Genomic DNA, 25056 nt, shown 5'->3' on the forward strand with positions numbered 1-25056 from the left:
GTCGACCGGCGGCGCGGGATCAGTCGACCACCGTGTCGGGAGACACGCCTGCCGGACAGTCCCCCAGCCGCTTGGCGTCGATGGCGGTGGTGGTCGTCGTCATCTCCTGCGGCACGTTGACGCCCGAGGCGCGACTGGCGATCCGAACCTGATAGGCGGTGTTCAGGTCGCCGGAGACCTGACCGTCCGAAACGACCGTCATGCCCTGGGACTCGCAGACGGAATGGAAGGCGGCGCCGCCCGGCGCGGGGCTGGCCGTATTCTCGCTGCAGGTCACGCCGGGTTGCGGCGCGTTGAAGGGATTGGCGCCGGAGGTCGGGGAGCCCACGCAGACCCGGACCGTCGTGGGCTGCGGCAGGGAATCGCCCGATATGACATGTTCCCACAGGCCCGGCCGGGGCGCGGGCGCCGTTCCGGCAGCCGCTGGCGCGGCCTCGGCCCGGGCGGCGGCTTGCGCGGGGGCGGCCGCACCGCTCTGGTCGTCGGAACAGGCGGCCAAAAGGGCGACGGTCGCGGCCGAAGCCAGGCCGATCTTGAAACGCATACGGAACGATCCTTCACCGCGACGGCGACGCCGCGGCCTGTCAACGGCCGGGACGGCGCGCCGGTTGCGGCGGCGCCGCATGGTTCAGTCCTCGTCCGTCGCCGCTTCGCCGTCCAGCGCCAGCCGCGCCAGCGCCCGCGTCACCGGACGGTGCAGGGCGTCCAGCCGTTCGACCGCACGGCTCGCCGCCTCGGCCGAACGGTCCAGGCGCCGAACCAGATAGTCGATCACGTCGTCGGCGGGGGTGATGCTGCGCTCGGCGAAGCGCGCGCGCAGGATCGCCGCCATCACGGCGTCGTCGGGCGCTTCCACCGCCACGACGCGGATCGCGTCCAGCCGGGAGCGCAGGTCGGGCAGGGCGCTGGGCCAGGCGCGGGGCGGATCACGACTGACCAGCAACAGGGCGCCGCCGCCCGCCGCCGCCAGGTTGATCAGGTGAAAAAGGCTCTCGTCGTCGGCGTCCTGGGCGCGGTCCAGCAACACCGGGCGGCCTTCCAGCTCCGCCGCCTCGATCAGCGCGGCCTCGGCGCCGTGCAGGGCGATCGCCCCGACCCGCTCGGCCCAGGCGGCGGCCAGGCGGCTCTTGCCCGATCCCGCCGGTCCATGCAGCGCCAGCGTGACGCCCACCCCGTCGGGCCACCGCGCCAGCACGCCTGCCGCCTCGGCGTTGCAGGCGGATTCCACCAGGGCCTCGGACACGCCCAGGCTCTCCAGCGGCAGGCGAAGCTGCTGCGGGGGCGTGCGCGGGGGCGCTGGAGCCGGGGCGGGGCGGGCGGACATGATCCCGGCATAGCAGACCGCGGCGTTAACCGCGCTGGGCCCGCCCTGTTGGTTCCGGGGAGCGCCGCAGGCCCCTGTGGATGGTTTTCACCGCCGGCGGCGGTCAGGCGAACGGGACGAGCGCCGGATTCAGCTTGCCCGCCTTGAACTCGGTCACGGCGTGGTCGGCCAGGCCGTGGACCTGGAAGGGGTCGTCCTTGAGCAGGGTTTCGAGCGCGTCCTTGGTCAGGGCGCTGGACACCACCAGAACGCCGCCGGTGCGCGGAACCATCGGTCCCGCGGCGACGATCAAGCCGCTGGCCACGTGCTGGTCCAGCCATTCGCGGTGCTCGGCCGTCCGCGCCTCGATCGCCTCGATGGGCTGAGTGTAGGTGATGGTGACGATGAACATGGGCGCTCTTTCCGATCCGGACGCCCGCTATCGCGCGCCGGAGCCCGGTTTGCAACGGCCCGAACCTTGACTTTCGGGGGCGATGATGCGCCCTACGCCGCTTCCGATTTCAGCCGCCGCGCGGCCCTGTCCAGACGATTCTCATGCACGCCTATCGCTCCCACACCTGCGGCGCCCTGCGCGCCTCCGACGCTGGTTCCGCCGTTCGCCTGTCCGGCTGGGTGCACAGGAAGCGCGACCACGGGGGCCTGCTGTTCATCGACCTGCGCGACCACTACGGCCTGACGCAGCTGGTGCTGCACCCCGAAACGCCCGGCTTCGACGCAGTCGAGCGTCTGCGCGCCGAAAGCGTGATCCGTGTCGACGGCGAGGTGGTCGCCCGCGACGCCGCCGTGGTGAACCCCAACCTGCCGACCGGCGAGATCGAGGTGCGCGTGCAGGGCGTCGAGGTCCTGTCCGAAGCCGCCGAACTGCCGCTGCCGGTCTTCGGCGAGCCGGAATATCCCGAGGAAATTCGTCTCAAGCACCGCTATCTCGACCTGCGCCGCGAGACCCTGCACAAGAACATCGTGCTGCGTTCGCGCGTGATCCAGTCGATCCGCAACCGCATGTTCGGCCAGGGCTTCCTGGAGTATCAGACCCCGATCCTGACGGCCTCGTCGCCGGAAGGCGCGCGCGACTTCCTGGTGCCCAGCCGCCTTCATCCCGAGAAGTTCTACGCCCTGCCGCAGGCGCCGCAGCAGTTCAAGCAGTTGCTGATGGTCTCGGGCTTCGACCGCTATTTCCAGATCGCGCCCTGCTTCCGCGACGAGGACCTGCGCGCCGACCGTTCGCTGGAGTTCTACCAGCTCGACGTCGAGATGAGCTTCGTCACGCAAGAGGATGTCTTCGCGGCGATCGAGCCCGTCATGCACGGGGTGTTCGAGGAGTTCGCCGACGGCAAGCCGGTCTCGCCCATCGACCAGACCCAAACCTTCACCAACGACTTCGGCGAGACGTTCGAGCACAAGGGCTTCGAGCGCCTGACCTACGCCCAGTCGATGGCCTGGTACGGTTCGGACAAGCCGGACCTGCGCAACCCGATCAAGATGCAGGTCGCATCCGACCACTTCCGCGACGGCGGTTTCGGCCTGTTCGCCAAGATCCTGGGCGCGGACGAGAAGAACGCGGTCTGGGCGATCCCCGCGCCGACGGGCGGTTCGCGCGCCTTCTGCGACCGCATGAACAGCTGGGCACAGGGGGAGGGCCAGCCGGGCCTGGGCTACATCTTCTGGTCCGACGACCAGGGCGCCTGGGGCGGCCCGATCGCCAAGAACCTGGGTCAGGAGCCGACGCAGGCCCTGATGTCGTCGCTGGGCCTGGGCCAGGGCGACGCCGCCTTCTTCGTCGCCGGCGACCCGGCCGTCTTCGCCAAGTTCGCCGGCCTGGCCCGCACCCGCGTGGGGACCGAGCTGAAGCTGGTCGACGAGGACCAGTTCAAATTCTGCTGGATCGTCGACTTCCCCATGTTCGAATGGTCCGAGGAAGAGAAGAAGGTCGACTTCTCCCACAACCCGTTCTCGATGCCGCAGGGCGGGCTGGAGGCGCTGGAGACCCAGGATCCGCTGACCATCCGCGCCTATCAGTACGACATCGTCTGCAACGGCTATGAGCTGTGCTCGGGCGCGATCCGGAACCACAAGGCCGAGATCATGCTGAAGGCCTTCGACATCGCCGGCTACGACGCCTCGGTGGTCGAGGAGCAGTTCGGCGGCATGCTGAACGCCTTCCGCTTCGGCGCCCCGCCGCACGGCGGCCTGGCCCCGGGCATCGACCGCATCGTCATGCTGCTGGCCGGCCAGCAGGCCATCCGCGAGGTCATCGCCTTCCCGCTGAACCAGCAAGGCGAGGACCTGCTGATGAGCGCGCCGTCGCCGGTCGAGGACCGCCAACTAAAGGAACTGCACATCCGCACCGCCCCGCCGATCAAGGTCTGATCGGCGCCGCAGCCTCCGGAACGAAGAAAGGGGACGCCGCAGCGTCCCCTTTTTCATGCCCGGCGCGTCAACGCCCTATTGCTCTGAGGCGATGACCAGGTTGCGAACCCGGGGCGGCGCGGGCGGGGCCGGAGGGGTGCGGATGACCCTGACGCCGCCGCGGCAGGCCTGGGCGCTCAGTCGGCCGGGCAGGCGGGTCGAGCCGTCCCCGCAGGCCTCTCCGATCTGCGACTGGGTGAGGCCCCGGGCGTTCGAGAGGTCGGCGCCGCGGATGTCGGTGCGGCGCAGCGAAGCGTCCGAGAAGTTCGCCCGGCTGAAGCGGCCGCCGGTCAGGCGTGCGCCGTCCAGATTGGCGTCGGAAAAGTCCGCGCCCGAAAAGTCGCCATTCGACAGATTGGAGGCCGTGACCTCGGCGCCCGAGAAATCGGCCCCGCCGGCGCGCACATTGGCCAGGGTCGCGCCGAACAGCTCGCTGCCGGTAAAGTTGGCGTCGGGCAGGGCGGCGCCGTTGAAGTTCACGCCGTGCAGTTCGGCGCCCGAGAAATCGACGCGGGTCATGTTGGCGCGCACGAAAGAGGCGCCTTGGGCCTCGGCGCCGGCCAGGCTGGCGCCCGTGAAGTTGGACGAAGAGAAGTTGGCGCCGATGATCTGCACGCCCGAAAGGTTGGCGCGGCTGAAATCGCTGCCAGTGAAGTTGGAGCCCATCATCTCGGCGCCGCGCAGATTGGCGCCGACCAGGGTGGCGTTCATGAAGCTGGCGCCGGTGAAGGTGGCGCCCGACAGATTCCGTCCGGACAGTTCGCAGCGGTTGCAAGACCCGCCCAGCGACATGGAGCGCGCCACGTCGCGGTCCTGCAGGCTCATCTCAACCCCGGCCAGGGAGGGCGAGGCGACCATCATTCCGCCGACGACCAGCAGGGCGGCGCGGAGGCGGTTGGGGGACTGTCGGGCGATCTGTTTCACGAGACCTGAATGCCCCGAAACCCCGGCGCGACCTACTTAAATCGAGGTAACTTCGTTAAATCGCGGACAGGTTGCGGGCGCTCAGCAGGCGGGAATGCGCAGGCGCCCCGGCAGGACGGTGGAGCCGTCGCCGCAGGCCTGGTCCAGCTGGCGCTGCGTCAGGCCTGTGGCCCGCGCCAGCTGGGCGCCGGACAGGTTGGTTCCCGACAGGGTCGCGCCCAAGAAGTTCGCTCCCTCCAGATAGGCGCCGACGAAGCTGGCGTTGGTCATATTGGCGCCCGAGAAGTTCGAACTGGAGAAGACGCCGCCATAGGCCTCGACATCGCGCAGGTCGGCGTTGGAGAAGCGGGTGCGGTTCATCACGCTCAGGCTCAGGTCCGACTGGCGCAGCCGCGATCCCGACAGATTCAGACCGCGCGCCTCCAGACCCGAAAAGTCGCCCTGGAACAGGTTGCAGCCGGCGCAGCTGCGGCCCGCCTGCACGCTGGCGATCTGGCCGGCGTTTTGCGCAACGACGGGCGTGGCGAGCGCCGCCACGGCGGCGGCGATCAGGCTCAGGCGGATTGTGCGTTTCATGGACCGGGCTCCGACGGTTCGTCGTTTCTCAGCAAACCCTAGGCCACATCCCTTAACTTAGCCCTGATCCGCGCCGATCTGGCCCGGAGAGGCCCCGCAGGTGTCGCAGACCCAGCCGGGGCCGCGTTGCTGCAGGCTGAAGTCGCCGCACGCCGGGCAGGCGACGGCCTGGGTGGTCGTCGTGGCGCGCGGCTCAGGCTCGGCCTTCTTGCCAAAGGGCAGCACGACCAGATTGTCCGGCGCCGAGCCGCGGGCGAACCCCTTGGAAATGAAGCGGGCGGCCGGCACCGCCTCGCCCTGGGGCTTGTCGGCCAGGCCGTCGGCGTCGTCGTCCGGCGCGGCGTTGGCCAGTTCGTGCCGGTCCAGGTAGGACACGCCCAGTTCGCGGAAGATGTAGTCCAGGATCGATGTGGCCGACTTGATGGAGTCGTTGCCGGTGACCCGACCCGCCGGCTCGAACCGGGTGAAGACGAAGGCGTCCACGAACTCGTCCAGCGGCACCCCGTATTGCAGGCCGATGGAGATGGCGATGGCGAAGTTGTTCATCAGGCTGCGGAAGGCGGCGCCCTCCTTGTGCATGTCGATGAAGATCTCGCCGAGTTCGCCGTCCTCGTATTCGCCGGTGTGGATATAGACCTTGTGCCCGCCCACGGCGGCTTTCTGGATATAGCCCTTGCGGCGATCCGGCAGCTTGCGGCGCGCGCGCTCGCGTTCGACGACGCGTTCCACGATCCGTTCCGGGGCGGGCGCAGGGGTTGGCGAAGGGCGGTGGGCCTCGACGCGGGGCTGCGGCTCGACCGTCGGCAGTTCCAGCAGGCGGCCGGCCGGGGCCTCGCGACGGACAAGGCGCACGGCCCGTCGCTGCTCCATCGCCGCCTCGCTCAAGGCGCGGGCCGCTTGCGCCGGGCCGGCGCGCCAGTCCAGCATCTCGGGCGTGGCGTCGGCCATGTCGCTGAAGGGCTCGATCACACGGCGCAGGTCGGCCTCCGCCGCCTCGGGGTCGGCCAGCAGGGCGGCGATCCCGGCCGGCGCGTCCGGCCAACCGCCCAGGTCGCCATGGCCGAACACCCAGCGCGCGGCCTCGGCCTCGGCCTCTTCCGACACGCCCAGCAGGGTCAGCAGCGGCCCGTCCCCGTCCTCCAGTCCCAGGACGTCGCGGATGAAGCCGGGGTCCAGCACGGGCGCGGAGAAGACGGCGTCGAACCTTTCGGCATCGGCCAGCGCCGCCTCCACAGCCGCCAGTTCGATGTCGGTGAAGCCCAGCGCCCGCAACTCGGCGTGGTCCAGGCCCGGGGCCTCGGCCAGGGTGCGCCGTCCGAACAGCCAGCGCTCGGCGCCCTCGACCTCGCCCCCGGCCGCCCGAATGGCGCCGGCCAGCACCGGATGCAGCCTGCGCCCGATCTCTCCGTCGGCGGTCTGGAAGCGGTCGACGGCGCGCGTCGCCCCCAGGCCCAGCCGCAGCCGCGCCTGCGCGTCCTCGACGAACAGGCCGATGGCGGCGTGCCGGCGCGGGCGGCGGGCGCGGGCCAGGCCGTTTAGGATCGAACCCGCCTGTTGGCCCGCCGGATGCTTCGACGTCCTCAGTCGGTTTCGCCGCGCCTTCAGCGTGTCCAGCGCCTCGTCCTGCGCCGTGTCCCAATCGGGCGCCGGCCCGCGCGTCAGGGCCAGGGTCGCGGAGGTGTCGGCCGCCGCCGCCGCGACCAGCGCCGCCACGGCGGCGACCGCGTCCTTGTCCAGGTCGGCGCCGGCCACGGCCAACAGGCCCTCCAGGCCGAGCGTCACCGCGCCGGGCGTTTCGCTCTCCAACTCCGCCGCCAGAACCGCCAGACGGGCCAGGTCCGCGATCACGGCCTCGGCGGATTCGCCGCCCCGTTCGACCGCCACGCCCAGGTTCAGCATCGTTCCCGTCGCCGGCGCCGCCAGGGCCTCGGCGTCGCGCGGGTCGAAGGTCAGGACCAGGCCGCCGTCCAGCGTCGCGCGGGCCGCCGCCAGGGTCTCCGGCGCGCCCGCCGCCATGCGCGCCCGGTCGGCGAGGGCGACCGTCGGCGCGGGCTCGGCGCGCGGCTCCAGCAACAGCGTCGTCCGTTCGCCATCGGCGGCGCGCAGGATGTCGGCGTCGGCGGCTCCGCATCGCCGCGCCAGGGCGGCCGCCCGCGCCAGGGCCGGGTTCCGGTTCGGATCGGCGCAGTCTCCGCGTGGTCCCCCGCAGCGGTCGACCGCATCGGCCACGGCGTTCAGGGCCTCGGCCAGGGCTTCGGCCGCCTGGGCGCCCAGGCGCGCCGCCGCGCGGGCCGCCCGCGCCTGGTCCAGCGCCGCTTCTGCGGTCGGGTCCGAAAGATCGGTCGTGACGGTCGCCGCGCGGGGGGCGGCGGGCGCGATCAGGCCCAGGCGGACCGCTCCCGACAGGCCCGCGGCGAAGGCCTGGGCGGCGTCCGCCTCGGCGAACACGCCGACGTCGCGGCCTCGCGCGGCCAGCCGCTGGGCCCAAGCGTCCACGCCGCCGTCCAGCCAGCCGCCGTGGCCTTCGCCGCCTGACCAATCCAGCCACGCCTCGATCTGGGCGTCGGTCCAGCCGGCGGGCGCCTCCACCTCGCGCAGGGCCCCGTCGCGCTCGATGACGCGGGTCTCCATCGCGACTCGGTCGGCCAAGGCGGCGAAGTCGGTTTGAATGCGCATTCCGGCGTCTCCCCGAGAGGCTCTCGGGGCCAAACTACGGTGAACGCGGTCGTGATCCAATATATGTGGTGGTCCCAACCCAGGTTTCCCACAAGATATCGATGCGGCTCTTGTCCCGCCGGCGCTGGACGAAGCCGGCTTGGGTTTCTATGATCGCGCCAGCCGCCGGACACTCCCGCCGCGGCCGTTTCTGCGTGGATGTGACGACGTGCTGAGCAAGATTTTCGGATGGTGGGACGGCGCCACGATCGGCACCCTGTTCACCATCGCCAAACGCGGCAAGCTGGTCGGCGAGGACGAGTTCGGCAACAAGTACTACGAGAGCCGCGACAACGTCAGCTATGACGGTCGTCGGCGTCGCTGGGTCGTCTATAACGGTTACGCCGACGCCTCGAAGGTCACGCCCGACTGGCACGGATGGCTGCGCTACACCTTCGCCGAGCCGCCGACGATCGCGCCCTTGCCGCGTCGCGCCTGGGAGAAGCCGCACCTGCCGAACCTGACGGGCACGCCGATGGCTTGGCGCCCTCAGGGTTCCCTGGCCGCCGACGCCCAGCGCCCGGCCGCCACCGGCGACTACGAAGCCTGGAGCCCCGAGTGAGGCTGAACCGCCTGCTGCTGGGCGGGGCGGCGCTGACCGCTGTCCTGAGCGCGGGCGCGGTGACCGCCAGCGTCCTGCAGGACGCGCCGCGCGACGCCCGGCCCGTCCAGTCCGGCGACCCCATCGGCGACGCCCTGCGCGCCACGTCGCCGGCGCCCTCGGCCGCGCCGGTGGAGGCGCCGCCCGCCGCGTCGCCCGCCCCCGCCAGCCCGGTGCCCGTGACGCCGCCGCCGGTCATCGTGGTGGCTCAGGACGCCGCCGTCGAGGAGGCCGCCCAGGCCGAGACCGAGCAAGAGGCGCCCGTCGCCGAAAAGGCCATTGACCAGCCCGAGGTCCCGGCGCGGCGCCAGCGGCGCAAGTTCGCCGTCGTGCAGGCCATCGACAAGGTGACGGCCGAAACCATGAAGTTCGAGGTCGAGGTCGGCGGTCGTCCCGTCCGCTTCAACCGCACCCTGATCGTCGCGGCGCGCGCCTGCGAGGTCTCGACGCCCGATGAACTGACCCAGGATTCCATCGCCTATCTGGACGTCTCCCTGGCGCCCCGCAACCAGGGCGAGCCGCGCCAGATCTTCCGCGGCTGGATGTTCGCCTCCTCGCCCGCCGTGTCGGGCCTGCAGAACCCGAGTTACGACGCCTGGGTGGTGGGGTGTAAGGACTAGGGACGATGGCGGTCAGGCCCTCTGCGAAAAAGAGCGAAACCGTCGAGTTCCGCCTGTCCCATGCCGACAAGACCGCCTTCATGGCCCTGTGCCGAGCCGAGGGGTTGACCGCCAGCGAGGCGATCCGGCGCGCCATCGAGGCGCGCCTGCGCCGTCCCGCCGAGCGAGCGCGGTCCTGGCGGCGAATGGCGCTGGCCGCCGTCGTCGGTCTGGCTCTGGGCGCCGCCGCGGTTCCCGCCCTGGCGCAGGCCCTGTCGCCGTCCCGCGCCGCCTTCGAGCGCCTGGACCGCGACCATGACGGCCTTCTGACCTTCGAGGAATTCCGTCTGCGCTAGCGGATCGGACGCAGCAGCCGGTCGGTCTGCAGCCTGACCCAGGTCCACGGCTTGAGCAGGCTCGCGCCCGGCCGCCACGACGCCAGAACGAACTCGGCCCGCCCGATCAGGTTCTCGCTCGGCAGCAGGCCTACGCCGACGTCGCCCGGCCAACGGCTGTCCAGGGAGTTGTCGCGATTGTCGCCCATCACGAACAACTGCCCGGCCGGCACGTGAAACGCCGGCGTATCGTCGCCCGGCTGGCCGAAGCCGCGATCGTAGGTCGAATAGCTGCGGCCGTCGTCCAGAGTCTCGCGGACGACCGACACCGGCCGGTCGGGGGCGTCGTGGTCGCGCGCCTGGCCCATAGCGGTGCGGCGAACGGCGCGGCCGTTGACGAACACCTGGCCGCCCCGCGCCTGCACCGTGTCGCCAGGCAGGCCGATGACCCGCTTGATCCAGACCTGGCTCGTGTCGCTGGGCCGGCGAAACACCACCACGTCGCCGCGCGCCGGGCTGCGTCCCATAACACGGCCTGGCCGCATTGGAGGATCGAAGGGCAAAGACGCCGTGCTCCAGCCGTAGGCGAACTTCGACACCACGATGTAGTCGCCGGTCACCAGCCCCGGCTCCATCGATGAGGAAGGAATGGTGAAGGGCTGCACCGCCACGATGCGGACGACCAGCGCCAGCGCCAGTCCGGCGATCAGGAAGCGCAGGGCGTCCATCGCCTCGCGGCGGCGATCGGACTGTTCGGTCGGGACGGCGGACGATCGGGTCATGCGCTCATTCGGCGCCGCATCGCTCGCTTCCGCCAGCACGGTCGTGTCCGGACAGGCGCGAAAACGTGTCCGGACAGGGTGGCGGATGTCCTCAGGCGGCGGCCAGGGCGGCCGCCACCGCCTCTGCGCCGCTCATCGGCGCGAACAGCGCCGTCTCGTCCGGCCGCACCTTCAGCGCGGGCGCCAGTCGGCGCAGATAGGCGGCCTGGGGCGTCTCCACCGCGCCGAACTGGCTGAGATGCTCGGTCAGGAACTGCGCGTCCAGCAGCGTCCATCCGCCCTTTCGCAGGCGGGCGACCAGATGCACCAGCGCGACCTTCGACGCGTCGCGTTCGCGGCTGAACATGCTCTCGCCGAAGAAGGCGCCGCCCAGCGACACGCCGTAAAGCCCGCCGACCAGCCGGTCGTCCCGCCAGCACTCGATCGAATGAACGAAGCCCTGGGCGTGCAGGGCGCCGTACAGCCGCCGGATCGGCCCGTTGATCCAGGTGTCGTCGCGATCCGGCCCCTGCGCCGCCGCGCAGCCGTCCAGCACCGCCTCGAAGGCGGTGTCGACGCGCACGTCGAAAGGCTCGCCCCGCACGGTGCGGCGCAGGCGGCTGGGGATGTGGAAGGCGTCCAGCGGAATCACGCCCCGCTGGTCAGGCTCGACGATGAAGACGCGCGGGTCGTCGCGCGATTCCGCCATCGGGAAGACGCCCCTGGCGTAGCAGGCCAGCAGCGCTCCGGGGCCGAAGCCGTCGGAAGGGCCGCTGGCGCTGAAGCCGGGGTCGCTCAGGCTTCGCCCTTCTGACGCTTGGCCCACTTCTCCAGCCAGTGGATGTCGTAGTCGCCCGACAGGATGTCCGGCTCGGCCAGCAGCCTTTGGAACAGCGGAATGGTGGTGTCGACGCCCGAGACGACCATCTCGCCCAGGCTGCGCTTCAGCCGCGCGATCGCCTCCTCGCGGTCGCGGCCGTGCACGATCAGCTTGCCGATCAGGCTGTCGTAATAGGGCGGGATCGAATAGCCGGCGTAGATGGCGCTATCCAGCCGCACGCCCAGGCCGCCGGGCGCGTGGAAGTCGGTGATCGTGCCGGGCGAGGGGGTGAAGGTCTCGGAATTCTCGGCGTTGATCCGCACTTCGATGGCGTGGCCTTCGAAGTGGATGTCGTCCTGGCTGAACGACAGCGGCAGGCCGGCGGCGATGCGGACCTGTTCGCGCACCAGGTCGACGCCGGTGATCATTTCGGTGACGGGATGCTCGACCTGCAGGCGGGTGTTCATCTCGATGAAGAAGAACTCGCCGTCCTCCCACAGGAATTCGATGGTGCCGACGCCCAGATAGCCGATGGCGGCGATGGCCTTGTTGACCGTCTCGCCGATCGTCTTGCGGCCCTCGGCCGACAGGGCGGGAGAGGGGGCCTCCTCCAGCACCTTCTGGTGACGGCGCTGCAGCGAGCAGTCGCGTTCGCCCAGGTGGACGACGTTGCCGTGGCTGTCGGCGATGACCTGGATCTCGATGTGGCGGGGTTTCTGGAGGTAGCGCTCCATATAGACCGCGCCGTTGCCGAAGGCGGCCAGCGCCTCGGACTGGGCGGTCTGGACCGCCTCGACCAGGTCGTCGGGCGTCAGGGCGACCTTCATGCCGCGTCCGCCGCCGCCGGCCGCCGCCTTGACGATCAGCGGGAAGCCAATGGACTTGGACGCCGCGATGGCCGCCTCGACCGTCTCGACCTCGCCGTCGGACCCCGGCACCACGGGGATGCCCGCGTCCTTGACCGTCTGTTTGGCGGTGATCTTGTCGCCCATCACGCGGATATGCTCGGGCTTGGGTCCGATGAACGCCATGCCGTGGGCTTCCACGATCTCGGCGAAACGCGCGTTCTCGGACAGGAAGCCGTAGCCGGGGTGGATCGCCTGGGCGCCGGTGATCTCGGCCGCCGCGATGATCGAGGGGATGTTCAGATAGGACTTGGCCGCCGGGGCCGGGCCGATGCAGACGCTCTCGTCGGCCAGCCGCACCCACATGGCGCCGCGGTCGGCTTCGGAGTGCACGGCCACGGTGGAGATGCCCATCTCCTTGCACGCTCGGTGGATGCGGAGCGCGATCTCGCCGCGGTTGGCGATCAGGACCTTGGTGAACATGGCCGGGCTCAGGCTTCCAGCAGGACGAGCGCTTCGCCGAACTCGACCGGCTGGGCGTCGCCGACCAGGATGTCGGCCACCACGCCGTCGCGCGGCGCCTGGATCGGGTTCATCGTCTTCATGGCCTCGACGATCAGCAGGGTCTGGCCCTTCTTGACCTTGTCGCCGGGCTGCACGAAGGGCGCCGCCTCGGGCGAGGGCTGAAGATAGGCGGTGCCGACCATCGGCGACTTCACCTCTTCGCCCGCGCGGGCCACGATGGCGGCCGGGTCGCTGGCCATGGCGGGCGCGACCGGAGCGGGCGGCGCGACCGGAGCGGCGGCGGCCGGCGCATAGTGGACCGGAGCGGCGGCCACGGTCACTTCGCGCTTCACCTTGATCTTCAGATCGCCGCGCTCGACCTCGACCTCGGTCAGGTCGGTGTCGTTCAGGATGTCGGCCAGCTGCCGCACCAGGGTCGCGTCGATGTCGTGCTTCTTGTCGTCGGCCATTGGATTTGCGCCTTGTCTTTCGTCTTGTTCTCGAACGGGGCGGGCTCAGCCGCGTTCCCGGATGCTGGTGAGGGCCGCCTGAACGGCCAGGTCATAGCCGGCCGGGCCGAAGCCGGCGATGACGCCGGTCGCCGCGGACGACACATAGGAGTGATGCCGGAACGGCTCGCGCGTCGCCGGATTGGACAGGTGAAGCTCGATCACCGGGATGGACAGCGTCTTCAAGGCGTCGCGAAGGGCCACCGAGGTATGGCCATAGGCCGCCGGATTGATGATCAGCGCATCGGCCACCTCGCGCGCCTCTTGGATCCAGTCGACCAGGACGCCCTCGTGATTGGTCTGGCGGAACACCACGGTCGCGCCCGCGGCGGCCTTGACGCAGCGCGCCTCGATGTCCGCGAGCGTCTCGCGGCCATAGATGTGCGGCTCCCGAACCCCGAGCAGGTTCAGATTGGGGCCGTTCAGCACATGGATGGCGGGCGTTTCGGGCATGGCCTCTGAATCGGCGTCCTTTCGGCGACGCAAGAGGGGCCTTTTACCGGAGCCGCCGCCGGGGTCAAACGATCCGCGCACAAACTTGACCCCGCGTCACCGGCCCGGATCCCGCACGTCTTTTCCCATCAGTCCCGATCCGGGACGGCCAGCCCGAAAGGCGTCGAGATGGACAGGGAGGCCCGAATGGCGCTTCGCGCCTGCGTCGCCGTCTTCGCCGCGTTCGCCGCGACGGTGGCCGCGTGGTTCTTCGAAGCGGGCTGACCTCTGGCGAAGCGGGGGCGGGGGCTCTATGTCCCGGCCACCTCGTCCCACGACCTGATTGTCCGGAGACCCGCCCCTTGCGCCAGATTCAGCTGAACGGAGAGCCGCGCGGCGTGACGGCCGCCACCATCTCGGCCTTGGTCGAAGAACTGTCCCTGGACCCGCGCAAGGTGGCCGTGGAGCGCAATCTGGAGATCGTGCCCCGCTCGCTGCACGCCAAGACGCCGGTCAGCGACGGCGACCGCATCGAACTGGTCCAGTTCGTCGGCGGCGGGTAAGCGGGTCGAATTGCGACACGGACGGCTTTCGCCTTGACGCCAAGGGGATTAGGTCAGCAGCCATGACCGACATCGCCCCCGCCCCCGAAACCTGGACCGTCGCTGGCCGCACCTTTTCCTCGCGCCTGATCGTCGGCACCGGAAAATACGCCGACTACGCCCAGAACGCCGCCGCCGCCGAAGCCGCGGGGGCCGAGATCGTGACCGTGGCCGTGCGGCGGGTGAACCTGACCGATCCGAACCAGCCCATGCTGGTGGACTATGTGAAGCCCGACCGCTTCACCTTCCTGCCCAACACGGCTGGCTGCTTCACCGGCGAAGACGCGGTCCGCACCCTGCGCCTGGCGCGCGAGGCCGGCGGCTGGAGCCTGGTCAAGCTGGAGGTGCTGTCCAACACCGCCCACCTCTATCCCGACATGGTCGAGACGCTGCGGGCGCTGGACCTGCTGATCAAGGACGGCTTCGACGTCATGGTCTATTGCACCGACGACGTGGTCATGGCCAAGCGGCTGGAGGACGCCGGCGCCGCCGCCATCATGCCGGCCGCCGCGCCGATCGGCTCGGGCCTGGGCATCCAGAACGAGGTCAACGTCCGCCTGATCGTGGAGCAGGCCAAGGTGCCGGTGCTGGTCGACGCCGGCGTCGGCACGGCGTCGGACGCCACCCGGGCGATGGAGCTGGGTTGCGACGCCGTGCTGATGAACACCGCCATCGCCGGGGCCAAGGATCCGATCCGAATGGCCCGCGCCATGAAGCACGCCGTGATCGCCGGCCGCGACGCCTATCTGGCGGGCCGGATGCTCAAGCGGATGTACGCCGACCCGTCCTCGCCGCTGGCCGGTCTGATCTAGCGCTTCGCCGCCTCGATCAGCCGGCCGATTTCGGCCGGGTCGATGCTGGGGCTGGCGCGACCGTTGACGAAGAAGGTCGGCGTGCCCTGCAGCTGCAGCGCGGCCGCCGTGGTGTGGATGTCGGCGATGTGGCGCGTCGTGTCGATGCCCGAGATCGCCGCCTTGGCGCGGGTCATGTCGACGCCGTGTTCCGCCAGGATGCGATCGACCGCCTCGGGCGTCAGGGCCGGCTCGGTCATCAGGGCGTCATAGACGGCCAGATACTTGCCCTGCTGGTGCGCGGCCAGGGCGGCGCGGGCGGCGTATTGCGAGGTGACGTCCTCGCCCCGGTCCAGGATCGGCCAGTCCTTGAAGACGAACCGGACCTCCGGGTGGGCCGCCATCAGGGCGCGATAGTCGTGGGCCACCGCCTTGCACCCGGGGCAGCGGAAGTCGAAGAATTCGATCACCGTCACCTTGGCGTCCGCCGGACCGAAGGCCGGGTCGCGCGGATCCGGCTGCAGCAGGGCGGCGTTCGCCTGGGCCAGGTCGTTGATGGTCTCCACGCGCGCCCGGGCCTCCTTGTCCTGAAGGGCCACGCTGGCCTCCTGCAGCACCTCGGGGTGGTTCAGCAGATAGGACCGGACGTTGGCCCCGGTGAACCAGGGCGCCGCCGCCAGGCCCAGCGCCACGACCGACACGCCCAGCGCGACATAGCCGGCGCGGGCGCCGGTCAGCCAGGCGGTCTTGGAGGGCCGGGGTTCGGGCGCGGGAGCGGGATCGGTCATGAAGCCTGTCGGGTCTGATTGAGCGGGGGAAAAGTCAGTTCAGCGTCGGGCGGCGCGCCGCGTCGCGGCGGTCGAGATCCTGCAGGTCCTCGGGCGTGGCGCCGGAGGCCAACACGATGTCCACCGCGCGGCGCCATTCGATCGAACCGGGGTCCAGCATGGAACGGGCGCGCAGGGCGAACTGCGTGGCCTGATCCTCCTGGCCCGCCGCGAAATAGTATTCGGCCGAGGCCAGTCGCGCCTCGCCCTCCTTGCCCTCCGAGGCATAGGCCTGGGACAGCAGCCGCCAGGCCATGGTGTTGTCGTTCTCGGCCACGGTGGCGTATTTCAGGTTCGAGACAGCCTCGTCCAGGTTGGCCTTGTCGTTCGTCTCGATCAGGGCGTGGGCCAGGTTGATGCGCAGCAGCGGCGCCTGCGGCATCAGGCGCACGGCCTCGCGATGGGCGACCACGGCCTCCACCGGACGCCCTTCCTCGAACAGGATCTGGCCCTTCAGTTCCGCGAAATAGGGATTGGTCGGGTCGCCGGCGATCAGGGCGTCCACCGCCGTCAGGGCCTGCTCGGTCTGACCGCCGCGGTACCAGGCGATGGCGCGGGCGTAACGGCCGGGCAGGGAGGTGTCGCTGGACGGATAGGACCGCAGGGTGGTCGCGGGCGGATCCATGAAGGCGTGGATCTTGGCCAGGATCAGCGCGTGCTGCGCCATCCGCTCGGGCGTGTCGCGCACGCCGTAGTGGGGCTGTTCCTGAACGTAGCGGCGGATCGATTCGATCCGCTGCGACGACAGCGGGTGGCTGCGGAAATAGGGGTAGCGTCGATCGTCGGAGAAGACTTCCTGCGCGCGGAAATTCTCGAAGAAGTCGACCAGGCCCTTGCCCGAAAGACCCGCGCCTTCCAGCGCCCTGGCGCCGGTCAGGTCGGCTTCGCCCTCCTGGCTCTGCATATAGTGCAACGCCCCCAGCGTGCCGAAATAGCCGCTGGATCCGATCAGCATGGCGCCGGCGTCCGGGGCGCCGGCGGCGATGGCCAGGGCGCCCAGCGCCATCGACATGATCATCGGCTGGCGACCCGCGTTCTGGGCGCCGTCGCGCAGGGTGTGTCGGTTCTTGATGTGTCCCGCCTCGTGCGCCATCACCCCCAACAGCTCGCCGGGGTTCTTGGTGCGCAGGATCAGGCCGGTGTTGACGCCCATGATCCGGCCGCGCGTGGCGAAGGCGTTCAGATCGCCGTCGTTGACCAGCAGGACCTCGACGTCGCTGGGATTCAGGCCCATCGAGACGAAGACCGGATCGGCCCATTCGCGGATGATGCCCTCGACCTCGGTGTCGCGGATCAGGCTCTGGGCGGCGGCCTGGCCGGCGACGAGGAGGGCGCACAGACCCGCCGCCGTCGCCGCCAGAAGGCGGGATGCAGATCGGGGAAGCCAACGCATGGCTCTACTCCAATAGCGACCGGCCCCCGCCTGCATCCTGACAGTCTAATCGTGACCGATCAGCGGCGCCACCACCCCCGCTTGGGCTTTTCGGGCGGTGCGACGATCTGGTTCGGGTCTTCGGCGATGATGGCCTCGACATCGATCTCGGGCTTGGGCGCCTCGAACGGCTCGGCCAGGACGGCCGGCTCGGGAGCGGGCGCGGGCTCGGGTTCCGGCGCAGCCGCGGCCTGGGCCGCGGTCTGGGCGGCGTGAGCCTCCTCCGGCGTCACGTCCAGAGCCGCCGGTTCGCCGTCAACCGTCGCCTCGTTGGGCTCGATGGCCGTGTCGGGATGCGGTTCGATGTGCGGTTCGCCGACGCTCTCCTCGATCGTCTCGACACGGGCGGTCTTGCGGCGCACGCGGCGGCGCTGGGGCTCGGGCGCGAGAGCGGGCGCTTCGGTCTCGGCCGCCGGACCCGTCGGGGTCGTCACGGCCATCGGCGTCTGGGGAGAGCCGTCAGGCGGCATGCCCTCGTTGGTGGCGCGGTTCTCGACCTTGATCTCGTGACCCAGGTCCTGCGCCTGATCCTGGCCGCGCCCCCGGCCGCGACGGCGACGGCGACGGCGACCGCCCTCGTCGCCCGCGCCTTCGGACACCGCTTCGACCAGGCTTTCCGCACGGTCGTCGGCCGGAATGACGCGTTCCGTCTTCTCGGCGCGCGGTTCGGGCCGGCCCGGGTTCAGCGGGTCGAACCAGACGTAGGGGTCTTCCAGCGACGGCGTGCGGCCGCGCACCCAGGTATAGACATCGCGTTCGCCGTCCTCGCGGACCCGGCGACCGCCGCGACGACCGCGACGGCGGCGACGGCCGTTCTCGTCCTCATCGTCCGAGGCGTCGTCGACGGAGACGACCGCATCCTCGGCCTCGTCGCGACGTCCGCCCCGGCGGCGGCGGCGGTTGCGACCCCGGCCGCCGTCGTGACGCTCGGCGCGTTCGCGGGGTTCGTCGTCGTCGCTGTCCTCGCGGTCCAGCGCGTCCTCGTCTTCCTCGTCGTCCTCGTCGTCGATGACCTCGTCTTCGTCGCTGTCCTCGTCCTCGTCCTCGAAGGCGGAAGCGTCGAAATCATCGTCCAGGTTGGGCAGTTCGATCTCGGGCGCGACGAAGTCCTCGTTGGTCTCGGTCCGCTCGATGTTGTGCTCGCCCTGGGCCAGGCTGTCGTCGATCTGGACGATGACGTTCAGGCCGCGGCGTTCCAGCAGCGACTGCAGATAGTCGCGCTTGTGGTTCAGGATATACAGGCCCACGGCGGTGCAGACCTTCAGCACCACGACCCCCGCGCCGTTCTTGCCGGCTTCGATATCCACCGCGCGCAACGTCATCAGGGCGGCGGATTCGGCCGAACGGATGCGGCCGGTGCCCTGGCAGTGCGGGCAGGCCTCGGTCGCGCCCTCGATCACGCCCAGGCGGCGACGCTGCCGGCTGATCTGCATCAGGCCGAAGGGCGAGATGCGGCCCATCTGGATGCGGGCGCGGTCGGCGGCCAGGGCGTCCTTCAGCACCTTTTCGACGGCGCGGTTGTTCTTGCCCTCGTCCATGTCGATGAAGTCGATCACGACCAGGCCGGCCAGGTCGCGCAGGCGCAGCTGGCGGGCGGCCTCGACCGCCGCTTCCATGTTGGTCTTGAACGCCGTCTGCTCGACGTTGCGTTCCTTGGTCGCGCGGCCCGAGTTGACGTCGATGGCCACCAGGGCCTCGGTCTGGTTGATCACCAGATAGCCGCCCGACTTCAGCGGAACGACCGGCTGGTGGATCTGGGTCAGCAGCTCCTCGATGCCGTTGGCCGCGAACAGCGGACGCGACCCGCGATACAGGTGAACCTTCTTGGCCTGGGCCGGCATCAGCACGCGCATGAAGTCGCGCGCTTCCTTGAAGCCCTCGACGCCCTCGACCTGGATGCCGTCGAAATCCTTGTCGAACATGTCGCGCACGGCGCGCCGGACCAGGTTCTCTTCCTCGTAGATCATCGCCGGGGCGTGGGAGGCCAGGGTGGTCTCGCGGATCGTCTCCCACAGGCGCAGCAGATATTTGTAGTCGCGCTTGATTTCGGCCTTGGTCCGCTTGGCGCCGGCCGTGCGGATGATCAGGCCCATGCCCTTGGGCACGTCCAGCGAGGCCACGGCGCTCTTCAGGCGGCGGCGGTCGGAGGTGTTGGTGATCTTGCGGCTGATGCCGCCGCCCTTGCCCGTATTGGGCATCAGCACGCAGTAGCGGCCGGCCAGCGACAGCCAGGTGGTCAGGGCCGCGCCCTTGGCCCCGCGCTCGTCCTTGACGACCTGCACCAGCAGAATCTGGCGGCGCTTGATGACGTCCTGGATCTTGTAGCGGCGCATCAGGCGACGCTTCAGGCGCTCTTCCTCGGCCAGGGCGGCTTCGGGATCGACCTCGTCGTCGGTCGATTCGCGGCCCAGGTCGTCCTCGTCCTCGTCGTCGTGCGCCTCAGCCATGATGGCTTCGCGGTCGGCGACCGGGATCTGGTAGTAGTCCGGGTGAATTTCGTTGAAGGCCAGGAAGCCGTGACGGTTGCCGCCGTATTCGACGAAGGCGGCCTGCAGGCTGGGCTCTACGCGGGTGACCTTGGCGAGGTAGATGTTGCCCCGCAGCTGGCGCCGGGCGCGGGATTCGAAGTCGAATTCCTCAACCTGGCGTCCGTCCACGATGGCGACGCGGGTTTCTTCCGCGTGCGCCGCATCGATCAGCATTGTCTTTGACATGGAAAGTCTCTCTCTGGCGCGCACGGGCCCGGCCTGCCGAAATCTCGGTCAGGGTCGCGGGGGCTCGCCGAATCGGGGTGAGGGCCGGCGCGCGCGACATCCCGCCGCCAAAGGCGACGCTGGCTTGTTCAAGCCGGTTGGGATCGCAGGCGAAAAGGCCCATGGAAGTCTTCGGTCCTGAACCGGGCGCGCCATGACCGCAAATGCGGAAGGCCGCGACCCTGGTCCGTTCTTCAAGCCGCCTGGCGATGCCGGCCGGCTCTCGGATTGGTGAAAGTCGAACGCCGCGAGGAGGGCGCGCCGGTCGTCGCCAGGGGGCGAAGCGGCGCGATCGGTTCGCGAGCGGACCAAAGCATAGTCATCGCGGGCGGAAATTAAAAGCGGTCGCGCTTTAACCCCTCGCACACGCGCCGGCGCCATGATGGGGCGAAGGTGATGGATAACCGTCGGAATGTACGGGCGTATGGTTTTCAGTCTTGGCCGGTGGCGCGCGCGGGAGTGGGGGATGACCCTGCTGGCGTTCGTCGTCGTGTGCGCGGTCGTGCTCGCGGCCTCGCGCGGCTTCGCCTGGGGCGCGGCCGGCGACGTGCTGGGCCTGAGATTCGGCGCGGACGGCGACCGGACCCGCGTCGTCATCGACCTGGACCGGACCGCCAGCGGCCGGGTGATCGAGGACGGCTCGACCGGGCGGCTGATCCTGGCGCTGAGCGGCGTCGCCGCAGGCCAGGGCGTGCAAGGCGACGGATCGGGGCTGGTGCGCGCCTATCGCGTGGCCGCGTCGGGCGGCGCCTCGCGCATCGAGCTGGATCTCAGCCGGGGCAGCGCCATCGAGCGGCGCTTCCTGCTGCCGCCCGGCGACGGCGTCGGCCATTATCGCTATGTGGTCGATCTCAAGGCGACGGGCGCGGCGGCCTCGGCCGCGGCCCGGTCGATCCCGCGCCCGGCGCCGCCGCGCCGCGCGGAGAAGCCGCTGGTGGTGATCGACGCCGGCCACGGCGGTCGCGATCCCGGCGCCAGCGGCGCCCAAATCCAGGAAAAGGCCGTGACCTTGGCGGCCGCGCGTCAGCTGAAGGCCGAACTGGAGCGCACCGGGCGCTACCGGGTGCGCCTGACCCGCGACGACGACGCCTATGTCGACCTGTACCGCCGCGTGTCCATCGCGCGCCAGGCGGACGCGGACCTGTTCATCTCGCTGCACGCCGACGCCGGCGCCGATCCGGCGCTGCGCGGGGCTAGCGTCTATACATTGTCGGAGCAGGGGGCGGGCCGCGCGGTGCGCGAGTTCACGCGCGGCGACAACTGGCATCGCGATCTGCACCTGCCGGGCCGCGACCCCTCGGTGGATCGCATCCTGCTGGACATGACCCAGCGCGCCACCCAGAACCGTTCGGCCCAGTTCGCGCGGGTGCTGCTGACCCATCTGGAGGCGGCGGAGCATCCGCTGCTGCGGCGCAGCCATCGCGACGCCGGGCTGGCGGTGCTTCTGGCGCCGGACGTTCCGGCCGTGCTTCTGGAGATGGGGTTCATCACCAATCCCGAGGACGAACGGGCGCTGACCGATGAACGCGCGCGCCGGCGCCTGATGCGCGCCGTGGCGCAGGGCATCGACCGCTATTTCCAGCAGCCGGCCGCGCCCGTGCTGCAGGCGTCCAACGCCAGCGCCTCGGGCAGTCCGTAGAGCCGCAGCCAGGCGAACGCCGATGCGCCCGTCAGGCGGGGCGCGACAGCGGCGTCAGGCGCCGCGCCATCGCCGAGGCCGCCGCCTTCACCCCCTTGCTGATGGCGGCCTCGTCCGCCGGAACGGGGGTCCGCAGCAGGCCGATCGCGGGCGCGTCGGGATTGTCCGGAAGTTCCGACAGCAATCGGTAGAGCAGATAGGAACCGACGTCGTCCTCCGCCTCGGACGAGGCGTCGGCCTGCAACCCGGCGGCCTGGAGCGCGCGCACCATGTCGGCAACCGGCGCGGTGGAGCGCGCAATGCTGGGGCCGGTGCCGACGAACCGCTTTCCGCCGCCGGGGATGCGGACTTCCGCGCGCATCTGAACCCGGAAACCCGGCGCGCGGGCCGAGCGTCCGACCAGCAGCATGGCCTGGCACCCTCCCTCTCGCAGCCGCTCGGTCAAGGCGTTGGCCAGGGCATGGGGCTCTCCGGCGGGCACGGTCACCGTCCGCGCGCCGGGCGGGTCCCACAGACGGCCGGACAGGTCTTCGACGAAATCCCAGACGGGATCGTCGGCGTCATAGGCGCAGATCACGATGCCGGGGCGACGATCTCGCCCGGTGGGGTCTTCGACCATGACGGAGGCGTCTCCTATCGTGACAGGAAAATGACGGTGAGATGAAGGGGGCAAGTCGTCAGCGGCGTCAAGCGCTTGCGCTCGTGCGGCTCAGCCAAGATCGCCCACCGCCGCGTCCAGCAGCATGAAGGCGCGCCCGGCGTCCGACGACAGGCGGCTCTGCACGCCGTCGACGTCGCCCCCGCGCGCGCCCTCGGCCAGAAGGCGGCCGAAGCCGCGGACATAGCGTTCGGCCTCGGCGCGCAGCTCGGCGTCGCTCAGCACCCGGCGCGAGACGCTGCGGACAGCGGCGGGCGCCACGCGGCGCACGATCTGGCGCGCCGCGCCCGGGTCGCCGGCCGCGACGGCGCGGGCGGCTTCCTCGACCCGCGTGCGCGGCAGCAGCGCGTTCGGGTCCACGCCCATGCGACGGATGGCGTCGGCCAGGCGGCCGGGCAGTTCGGCGTCCGCCGCGTCGACGGGCTGGTCAAGCTCCAGCGGCTGCGCGTCGGCGTCCGAGCGGACCAGATCGGCCCAGTCCAGACCATCCGAACGCGGCGGCGGGACGGGCTCGGCCGCTTCCAGGCGAAGCCTTCCCCGCAGGCCGAAGCCGCGTTCCTCGGCCGGCTTAGGCTCCTTGGCCGGGGCCGGGGCGGGAGAGGGGGCGGGCGCGCGGACCGCGGGCTTGGCCGGTTCGGGTTCGGCGACGATCTCGCGCCGGCGCGCCGGGGTCTCGCCCGACACCACGCCCATCAGGCGCACCGCCTCGGTCAGCATGTCGTAGTTGCGCCGGACGCGATCCTGGAAACCGGCGTCCAGCGCCTCAGTGTCTTCGGCGGCCTTGCGAGAGGCGGCCGTCAGGGCGGCCAGGCCCTCCTCGACGCTGGCGCGCACGGCCTCGACGCGCGCGCGGGCCAGGTCGGGCATCTGCGCCGCGCGGGCGTCGATCTCGGCGACCGCCTCGTCCACCTGGCCCAGGGCGGCGGTGAGGCGCTCCACCAGCGTCTCCAGCCGGTCCGCCACCCGGTCGCCGGCCTGATCCACCAGCCCCGCGCTCTCGCCCACGACGCGGCGCGCATCCTCTATTCGGGCGTCCACGCTCAGGTCGGTCTTGTGGGCGGCCTGGAAGAGGGTCTCGGCCAGCCGGTCGATGCGGATCTGCGCCTGTTCGGCGGCGTCGTTGGCGAAGCCGCGCGATTCCTCCGCGGTCGCCTTGAGCGCTTCCAGCGAGCGTCGCGTCTCTTCCAGCAGCGTGTCGCGCGCCTCGGCCGCCAAGGCCTCGAACCGATCCAGCGACAGCTTGGTGGCCGAATCGAAGTTGTCCGCCTCGCGCTGGGACATGTCGATCAGGGCGCGGAACTGGTCGCCGGAGGCTTCCAGCAATTCGCGCAGCGCCTCCAGCGAGGACTGTGCGGTCTGGTCCAGTTCGCCGGCCGCCGTGCGGGTCGCCGACAGGTGTTCGATCAACTGCGCCCGCTGGCTTTCCACCTGGGCGGAAAAGTCCTCCTGGTCGGTGCGCAGGGCGTAGGCCGTGGTGACCAGGGCCGCGCGCTGCTGGCCCAGGCCTTCCTCGACCGACCGGATCTGTTCGGATACGCCCGAACCGGCGTTCTCCAGGCGAATGGTCTGACGCGCTAAGTCCTCGGAGGCGACGCGGGCGGCGTCCTGGGCCTCGCCGGCGGCGGCGGCCAGGTCGGCGGCGCGGGCGGCCAGGGCGGCCTCGGCCTCGCGCAGCTGGGTCTGGGCCAGGTCGGAGGCGTCCGCGACCATACGGGATTGCCGCTCCACCGCGTCCACCACGCCGCTGGCCTGGTTGTCCAGTTGGACGCCGAGCGTCTGCATCTGGTCGCGCTCGCGCCCCAACTGCTCGGCCAGACGACGGGCCGTGCGGCCGGCGGTTTCGGCGGCCTCGTTCAGGCGCAGCGTTTCCTGCGAGAGGGCTTCGCGCAGCAACGCCATGTCATTGCGGGCCCGTTCGGCGGCCAGGGCCGCCTGGTCGATATCGGACCGCAGCGACTGCAGCACGTCGCCGGTCTGTTGCGCGGCCAGGGCCGTCGGCGCCACCAGGGCCTCCGCCAACTCTCTCGCGCGCCGCGTTTCGGCCGCCAGTCCCGATCCCTGCCGCACCGCGTGGGCCAGCATGAGGGCCAGGCCCGCCGGCGCCAGGGCGATCAGGGCGTAGATCGCCAGCCGCAGGGGGTCCGGGCCGGCGCCGTTGACGCCGAACTCGTAGGCGGCCCAGGACGCGACGCCGCCGATCCACAGCACCGACGCCACCGCCGCCAGGACATAGGCGCGGCGACCGGGAGCGGGAACGCCGTGGGCCTGAACGGTGCGGACGGTCGGCGCGGTCGTGCGTTCGAAAGGCGAGAGCGGCGCGCCGGCGGCGACCGCCAGCTCGGCTGCGGCTGGCTCCGGCGTCGCCTCGTGCGCCGTCCGTTCGGCCTCGGCGCGCTGTTGCGCCTGCCTTTGTTCTTCCAGAAGCCGCCGCCGCCGCCGTTCCGACATCGGCCGCTCGGGTTCCGGCGACGAGAGGGGCGCGACCGGCTGGACGTCGGGCGTGTCTTCCTCGGCCGCGGGGGACGGGTCGTCCGCCAGGAATCCGGTCGCGTCCGCAGGCTCGCCGACGACTTCGGCCGGGGCCGCGTCCTCGTCGTTCGTCAGTTTAAGCGGCGGCCGATTGCGGGACTTCATCAGGCGTCGATCTCGATCCATACGCGGCGCTCTGACGGCGCCGGCCCGACCCTAACGACTCAATCCGCGCCGTCCAAGCGCTTCGGCGCGGCGCGGGTCGCTCAGCAGTCCTGGTCGGTCTCGCTGAACACGGCGGCCGGCGCGTCGGCGCGACAGTCGGTCGTCCGGTGAACCTCGCGATCGGCGGCGCGCGGCGCATGGGTGTCCACGCCGAACTGCGTCAGCACGGCGGCGGCCAGGAGCGCGATCAGGCCGGCGATCAGTTCGACCAGCGCTTGCATCCCTGCTCCCTTCTAATGACCGACGGCCTGTGGCGTTTATGCGCCGATCCGGCGAACGTCACAATCCCAGCGCCGAAAGATTGACCGG

Annotated in this window: 24 protein-coding genes; 7 read left to right on the forward strand and 17 right to left on the reverse strand. The window is 70.8% G+C overall.

What is annotated here, in order from left to right; all coding sequences use genetic code 11:
- Positions 1-19 precede the first annotated feature (19 nt).
- The 3 genes from M8231_RS06025 to M8231_RS06035 all read right to left on the reverse strand — a co-directional run bounded on the left by M8231_RS06025 (position 20) and on the right by M8231_RS06035 (position 1715).
- The gene (locus tag M8231_RS06025) at positions 20-544 is read right to left on the reverse strand and encodes a DUF3617 domain-containing protein (protein ID WP_249750784.1); all 525 of its coding nucleotides are present in this window, start codon (positions 542-544) and stop codon (positions 20-22) included.
- 84 nt (positions 545-628) lie between these two features.
- Positions 629-1324, reverse strand: a complete 696-nt coding sequence (locus M8231_RS06030; RefSeq protein ID WP_250202444.1) for a P-loop NTPase family protein — start codon at positions 1322-1324, stop codon at positions 629-631.
- A gap of 103 nt (positions 1325-1427) precedes the next feature.
- Positions 1428-1715, reverse strand: a complete 288-nt coding sequence (locus M8231_RS06035; protein ID WP_250202445.1) for a YciI family protein — start codon at positions 1713-1715, stop codon at positions 1428-1430.
- Positions 1716-1858: 143 nt separating this feature from the next.
- Here M8231_RS06035 and aspS point away from each other — a divergent pair, with 143 nt between their 5' ends.
- A complete protein-coding gene (aspS, locus tag M8231_RS06040) occupies positions 1859-3691 on the forward strand; it encodes an aspartate--tRNA ligase (protein ID WP_249750781.1) in 1833 nt (610 codons plus the stop codon).
- 75 nt (positions 3692-3766) lie between these two features.
- Here the strand turns inward: aspS and M8231_RS06045 are convergent, their stop codons facing one another.
- From M8231_RS06045 to M8231_RS06055, 3 genes are all read right to left on the reverse strand, one after another.
- Positions 3767-4654, reverse strand: coding sequence for a pentapeptide repeat-containing protein (locus tag M8231_RS06045; RefSeq protein WP_249750780.1), 888 nt, complete (start codon positions 4652-4654; stop codon positions 3767-3769).
- An 81-nt stretch (positions 4655-4735) separates the two neighbouring features.
- Complete coding sequence (locus tag M8231_RS06050; protein ID WP_249750779.1) at positions 4736-5230, reverse strand: pentapeptide repeat-containing protein; 495 nt, start codon at positions 5228-5230, stop codon at positions 4736-4738.
- Between the two features lie 57 nt (positions 5231-5287).
- Positions 5288-7906, reverse strand: a complete 2619-nt coding sequence (locus tag M8231_RS06055; RefSeq protein ID WP_250202446.1) for a TSCPD domain-containing protein — start codon at positions 7904-7906, stop codon at positions 5288-5290.
- A 208-nt stretch (positions 7907-8114) separates the two neighbouring features.
- On the opposite strand from M8231_RS06055, the gene M8231_RS06060 reads away from it, so the two are divergent.
- The 3 genes from M8231_RS06060 to M8231_RS06070 are packed head-to-tail and all read left to right on the forward strand — an operon-like array spanning position 8115 to position 9501.
- Positions 8115-8507, forward strand: a complete 393-nt coding sequence (locus M8231_RS06060; protein ID WP_249750777.1) for an NADH:ubiquinone oxidoreductase subunit NDUFA12 — start codon at positions 8115-8117, stop codon at positions 8505-8507.
- Positions 8504-9166: a DUF2155 domain-containing protein gene (locus M8231_RS06065; RefSeq protein ID WP_249750776.1), complete on the forward strand. Its 663-nt coding sequence runs from the start codon at positions 8504-8506 to the stop codon at positions 9164-9166. Before M8231_RS06060 ends, M8231_RS06065 begins: the two co-directional genes overlap by 4 nt.
- A 5-nt stretch (positions 9167-9171) precedes the next feature.
- Entirely contained in the window at positions 9172-9501 is a 330-nt protein-coding gene (locus M8231_RS06070) for an EF-hand domain-containing protein (RefSeq protein ID WP_250202447.1), read from the forward strand.
- On the opposite strand, the gene lepB is transcribed toward M8231_RS06070, so the two are convergent.
- From lepB to aroQ, 5 genes are all read right to left on the reverse strand, one after another.
- Positions 9498-10262 carry a signal peptidase I gene (gene lepB, locus M8231_RS06075; RefSeq protein ID WP_249750774.1) on the reverse strand — a complete coding sequence of 255 codons (765 nt, stop codon included), beginning with the start codon at positions 10260-10262 and terminating at the stop codon, positions 9498-9500. The genes M8231_RS06070 and lepB overlap by 4 nt on opposite strands.
- A 91-nt stretch (positions 10263-10353) precedes the next feature.
- The gene (gene aat, locus M8231_RS06080) at positions 10354-11040 is read right to left on the reverse strand and encodes a leucyl/phenylalanyl-tRNA--protein transferase (RefSeq protein ID WP_488796124.1); all 687 of its coding nucleotides are present in this window, start codon (positions 11038-11040) and stop codon (positions 10354-10356) included.
- On the reverse strand, positions 11037-12389 hold the full coding sequence (accC, locus tag M8231_RS06085) for an acetyl-CoA carboxylase biotin carboxylase subunit (RefSeq protein WP_250202448.1): 1353 nt from the start codon (positions 12387-12389) through the stop codon (positions 11037-11039). Before accC ends, aat begins: the two co-directional genes overlap by 4 nt.
- Before the next feature lie 8 nt (positions 12390-12397).
- Positions 12398-12880 (reverse strand): acetyl-CoA carboxylase biotin carboxyl carrier protein, encoded by a 483-nt coding sequence (accB, locus tag M8231_RS06090; RefSeq protein ID WP_249750773.1) that lies wholly within the window; start codon positions 12878-12880, stop codon positions 12398-12400.
- A 45-nt stretch (positions 12881-12925) separates the two neighbouring features.
- A complete protein-coding gene (gene aroQ / locus M8231_RS06095; RefSeq protein ID WP_249750772.1) occupies positions 12926-13372 on the reverse strand; it encodes a type II 3-dehydroquinate dehydratase in 447 nt (148 codons plus the stop codon).
- 341 nt (positions 13373-13713) lie between these two features.
- Here aroQ and thiS point away from each other — a divergent pair, with 341 nt between their 5' ends.
- Together thiS and M8231_RS06105 are read left to right on the forward strand one after the other, a co-directional pair.
- Complete coding sequence (thiS, locus tag M8231_RS06100; RefSeq protein WP_249750771.1) at positions 13714-13914, forward strand: sulfur carrier protein ThiS; 201 nt, start codon at positions 13714-13716, stop codon at positions 13912-13914.
- Positions 13915-13976: 62 nt separating this feature from the next.
- On the forward strand, positions 13977-14765 hold the full coding sequence (locus M8231_RS06105) for a HisA/HisF-related TIM barrel protein (RefSeq protein WP_249750770.1): 789 nt from the start codon (positions 13977-13979) through the stop codon (positions 14763-14765).
- Here M8231_RS06105 and M8231_RS06110 read toward each other — a convergent pair.
- From M8231_RS06110 to M8231_RS06120, 3 genes are read right to left on the reverse strand one after another with little or no spacing between them, the layout of a single operon-like run.
- Positions 14762-15532 carry a DsbA family protein gene (locus M8231_RS06110; protein ID WP_249750769.1) on the reverse strand — a complete coding sequence of 257 codons (771 nt, stop codon included), beginning with the start codon at positions 15530-15532 and terminating at the stop codon, positions 14762-14764. The two genes, M8231_RS06105 and M8231_RS06110, sit on opposite strands and share 4 nt — an antisense overlap.
- 34 nt (positions 15533-15566) lie before the next feature.
- Positions 15567-16964 carry a M48 family metalloprotease gene (locus tag M8231_RS06115; protein WP_249750768.1) on the reverse strand — a complete coding sequence of 466 codons (1398 nt, stop codon included), beginning with the start codon at positions 16962-16964 and terminating at the stop codon, positions 15567-15569.
- A gap of 59 nt (positions 16965-17023) precedes the next feature.
- Positions 17024-19717 (reverse strand): Rne/Rng family ribonuclease, encoded by a 2694-nt coding sequence (locus M8231_RS06120; RefSeq protein ID WP_250202449.1) that lies wholly within the window; start codon positions 19715-19717, stop codon positions 17024-17026.
- A gap of 505 nt (positions 19718-20222) precedes the next feature.
- Here M8231_RS06120 and M8231_RS06125 point away from each other — a divergent pair.
- On the forward strand, positions 20223-21395 hold the full coding sequence (locus M8231_RS06125; protein WP_249750766.1) for an N-acetylmuramoyl-L-alanine amidase family protein: 1173 nt from the start codon (positions 20223-20225) through the stop codon (positions 21393-21395).
- A 31-nt stretch (positions 21396-21426) separates the two neighbouring features.
- Here the strand turns inward: M8231_RS06125 and M8231_RS06130 are convergent, their stop codons facing one another.
- From M8231_RS06130 to M8231_RS06140, 3 genes are all read right to left on the reverse strand, one after another.
- A complete protein-coding gene (locus M8231_RS06130; RefSeq protein ID WP_250202450.1) occupies positions 21427-22014 on the reverse strand; it encodes a C15 family peptidase in 588 nt (195 codons plus the stop codon).
- Positions 22015-22104: 90 nt separating this feature from the next.
- Positions 22105-24687: a tipN gene (locus tag M8231_RS06135; RefSeq protein WP_249750763.1), complete on the reverse strand. Its 2583-nt coding sequence runs from the start codon at positions 24685-24687 to the stop codon at positions 22105-22107.
- 101 nt (positions 24688-24788) lie between these two features.
- Complete coding sequence (locus M8231_RS06140; RefSeq protein ID WP_249750762.1) at positions 24789-24968, reverse strand: hypothetical protein; 180 nt, start codon at positions 24966-24968, stop codon at positions 24789-24791.
- Positions 24969-25056: the final 88 nt, after the last annotated feature.

This window comes from Brevundimonas albigilva (assembly GCF_023573565.1).
Lineage (GTDB): Bacteria > Pseudomonadota > Alphaproteobacteria > Caulobacterales > Caulobacteraceae > Brevundimonas > Brevundimonas albigilva.